This window comes from Micromonospora sp. 15K316, assembly GCF_004348525.1.
In the GTDB taxonomy this organism is placed as follows: Bacteria; Actinomycetota; Actinomycetes; order Mycobacteriales; family Micromonosporaceae; genus Micromonospora.
This window is the reverse complement of sequence record NZ_SMKG01000358.1, coordinates 1-3,538: the sequence shown is the minus strand read 5'-3', so window position 1 is coordinate 3,538 and position 3,538 is coordinate 1. Positions and strand designations below refer to the sequence as shown.

2 protein-coding genes are annotated in these 3,538 nt (G+C 74.4%); both read left to right on the top strand.

Features of this window, described 5'->3' with window-relative positions:
- Positions 1-137 precede the first annotated feature (137 nt).
- Positions 138-2,258, top strand: a complete 2,121-nt coding sequence (locus tag E1211_RS31325; protein ID WP_132353728.1) for an MMPL family transporter — start codon at positions 138-140, stop codon at positions 2,256-2,258.
- Positions 2,248-3,486: an NAD(P)/FAD-dependent oxidoreductase gene (locus E1211_RS31320; RefSeq protein ID WP_132353727.1), complete on the top strand. Its 1,239-nt coding sequence runs from the start codon at positions 2,248-2,250 to the stop codon at positions 3,484-3,486. The genes E1211_RS31325 and E1211_RS31320 overlap by 11 nt, the downstream gene beginning before the upstream one ends.
- Positions 3,487-3,538 lie beyond the last annotated feature (52 nt).

Sequence of the window (3,538 nt, the reverse complement as noted above, 5' to 3'; positions counted from 1 at the left end):
CCGCCGCCGCCCGGCCCTCCGCATTGCGTAATTCGCCCGTTTCGCCCGAACGGGAGGGGGTCGCCCGGCACGATGGTCGGTGTCGGCGTCAGGGACCGCCCACGCCGATCGGTGCGTCGACTCACGGGTGGGGGCGGATGTCCGGAGCGGTGGGTCGCCGCCGGGCCACACTGATCGCGCTCGTCGTGGTGCTGGCGTGGCTGGTCGTGGGTGGGGTCGCCGGCCCGTACTCGGGGCGGCTCAGTGAGGTCGCCACGAACGACAACGCGGCGTTCCTGCCCGCCGACGCCGAGGCCACCCGAGCCCAGGAGCGCTCCCGCGGCTTCGTGAAGCAGGAGACCACGCCCGCCCTCGTCGTCTACGAACGCACCACCGGCCTCACCGAGGCGGACAAGCGCACGGTGGCCGCCGACGCCGCCCGTTTCGCCCAGGTCCCCGGGGTGGTCGCACCGCTGCCGCCCCCCATCCCCAGCGCCGACGGGCAGGCGTTGCAGGTCGTCGTGCCGATCGACAACGCCGAGGGGGAGCGGATCGGCACGGTCGTCGAACAACTACGCGACATCACCGGCGAGGGCGGCGGTGGGTTGAGGGTGGACGTCGCCGGCCCGGCCGGCCTGCTCGCCGACCTGATCGAGGTCTTCTCCGCCATCGACGGGGCGCTGCTGCTGGTCACCCTCTGCGTGGTGCTGGTGATCCTGCTCGTGGTCTACCGCAGCCCGGTGCTCTGGGTCTTCCCGCTGCTCGCCGCGGGAATGTCGTACGCCCTGGCCTCGCTCTTCGTCTACCTGCTCGCCGACGCCGACCTGGTCACCCTCAACGGGCAGGCGCAGGGCATCCTCACCGTGCTCGTCTTCGGCGCCGGCACCGACTACGCGCTGCTGCTGGTGGCCCGCTACCGGGAGGAGCTGCACCGGCACGAGCGACCCTGGGCCGCCATGCGCGCCGCGTGGCGGGGTGCCGCCCCGGCGGTCATCGCCTCCGGCGGCACCGTCATCCTCAGCCTGCTCTGCCTCCTGCTCTCCAGCCTGAACTCGAACCGGGCGCTCGGTCCGGTCGCGGCCGTCGGCATCGCCGCGACCCTGCTGGTGATGCTCACGTTCCTGCCGGCGCTGCTGGTGCTCGGCGGCCGGTGGGCGTTCTGGCCCAGACGGCCCCGCTACGACCCGGCCACCACACAGCTCGAACACGGGATCTGGAGCCGGGTGGCCGGCTTCGTGGCCCGCCGCGCCCGTCCGGTCTGGTTGCTCACCGCCGTCGGGCTGGGCGTGCTCGCAATCGGCCTCACCCAGCTCGGCACCACCACGCTCGGCCAGTCCGACCTGTTCACGAAGCGCACCGACTCGGTCGCCGGCCAGGACGTCATCGCCCGGCATTATCCGGCGGGGACCGGCAGCCCGGCCACGATCATCGTCGACGAGGGTGCCGCACGCCAGGTCACCGAGGCGGCCCAGGGCGTCCGCGGGGTGGCCGACGTCCGGCCCGTCACCCGCCAGCGGGCGGCCGGCTCCGGGCCACCCCCGCCACCGCTGGTGGTCGACGGCAGGGTCCAGTTGGAGGCGACGCTCGCCGACCCGCCGGACAGCGCGGCCGCCGAGCGGACCATCCGCGACCTCCGCGCCGCGGTGCACCGGGTGCCCGACGCGGATGCCGTGGTCGGCGGGTTCACCGCCACCAACGTGGACATCACCACCGCCGCCGAACGGGACCAGAACGTCATCATCCCGGTCGTGCTGGCGGTCATCGCCGTCATCCTGGCCCTGCTGCTCCGCGCCCTGCTCGCCCCGCTCCTGCTCATCGCGACGGTGCTGCTCTCGTTCACCGCCACCCTCGGGCTCTGCGGCCTGCTCTTCCGCCACGTCTTCGACTTCCCGGGCGTGGACGCCGCGTTCCCGCTCTTCGCCTTCGTCTTCCTGGTCGCCCTCGGCATCGACTACAACATCTTCCTGATGAGCCGGGTCCGCGAGGAGTCGGTGCGACGCGGCACCCGGGCCGGTGTCCTGGCCGGCCTCGCGGTCACCGGCGGCGTGATCACCTCCGCCGGCCTGGTGCTCGCCGCGACGTTCTCCGCGCTCACCGTGTTGCCGCTCGTGGTCCTGGTCGAGCTGGGCACCGCGGTCGCGGTCGGCGTACTCATCGACACCATCGTGGTCCGCTCGCTGCTGGTGCCGGCGCTCGCGTACGACATCGGACCGACCATCTGGTGGCCGGGCCGGCTGGCTCGGACGAGCCGTGCGGAGGGTCGGCGCGATGCCGGTTGAGACGGACGTGGTCATCGTCGGCGGAGGGTTGGCCGGGCTCGCGGCCGCCCGCCGGTTGCACCGCGCCGGCGTGCCGTGGCGGCTGCTGGAAGCCGGCGGCCGGATCGGCGGCCGGATCGCCACCGACGAGGTCGACGGCTACCTGCTGGACCGCGGCTTCCAGGTGGTCAACACCGCCTACCCGCGGCTCGGCGCCCTGCTCGACGTGTCCGCCCTGCGGCTCGGCCACTTCACCTCCGGCGTGCTGGTCCGCAGGGGTGACCGGCTGATCCGGCTCGTCAACCCGCTACGTGAACCGGTCGCCGCGGCGGGCACCGCCTTCGCCGAGGTCGGCTCGCTGCTCGACCGGCTCCGGCTCGCCGGGCTGGCCGCCGGCTGCGCCGCCCTGCCCGCCGGTCGGCTGCTCGCCGCCCCGGAGACCACCACCGAGGTCGCGCTGCGCCGGGCCGGACTCTCCGACGCGCTCATCGAGGAGCTGATCCGCCCGTTCCTCTCCGGCGTCTTCATCGACCGCGAACTGGAGACCTCCAGCCGGATCTTCGCGATGATCCTCCGCTCCTTCGCCCGCGGCCGGCTCGGCCTGCCCGCCGAGGGGATGGCGGCGCTGCCCCGGGCGGTCGCCGCGCCGCTGCCGGCCGACCTCGTCGACCTGCACACCCCGGTCGCCGAGGTCGCGCCCGGGCGGGTCCGCATCCCGGCCGGCGACATCCGCTGCCGCGCCGTCGTGGTCGCCGTCGACCCGCCCAGCGCGGGCACCCTGCTGCCGGCCCTGACGATGGTACGGATGCGCAGCTACACGACCTACTACCACAGCACCGACGAGCCCCCGGCCGACGAGCCGATCCTGCTCCTCGACGGCGATCGCCGGGAACTGATCGCCAACACGGTGGTGGTGAGCCGCGCCGCGCCCACGTACGCCCCGCCCGGGCGGCACCTGGTGGCCACCTCGGTGGTCGGCCCGACGCCCCCGCCCGAGCCGACCGTACGCCTCGAACTGGCCCGCCTCTACGGACGCTCCACAGCCGACTGGACCCACCTGCGCACGGTCACCGTCCCTCAGGCGCTCCCCGCGGCGCCGCCGCCGCAGGGGCGGCTGCGCAAGCCGGTGGCGCTCGGCGAGGGACTCTTCGTCGCCGGTGACCACCGCGACAGCCCGTCCGTCCAGGGGGCCCTGACCAGCGGTTGGCGGGCCGCCGGCGCGGTCCTCGCGGAGCTGCGGGCGAGCTGACCGGGAACGGGGCCCACGCCGGCCCATGATCATTTATGCTGCGGCCGTGCCC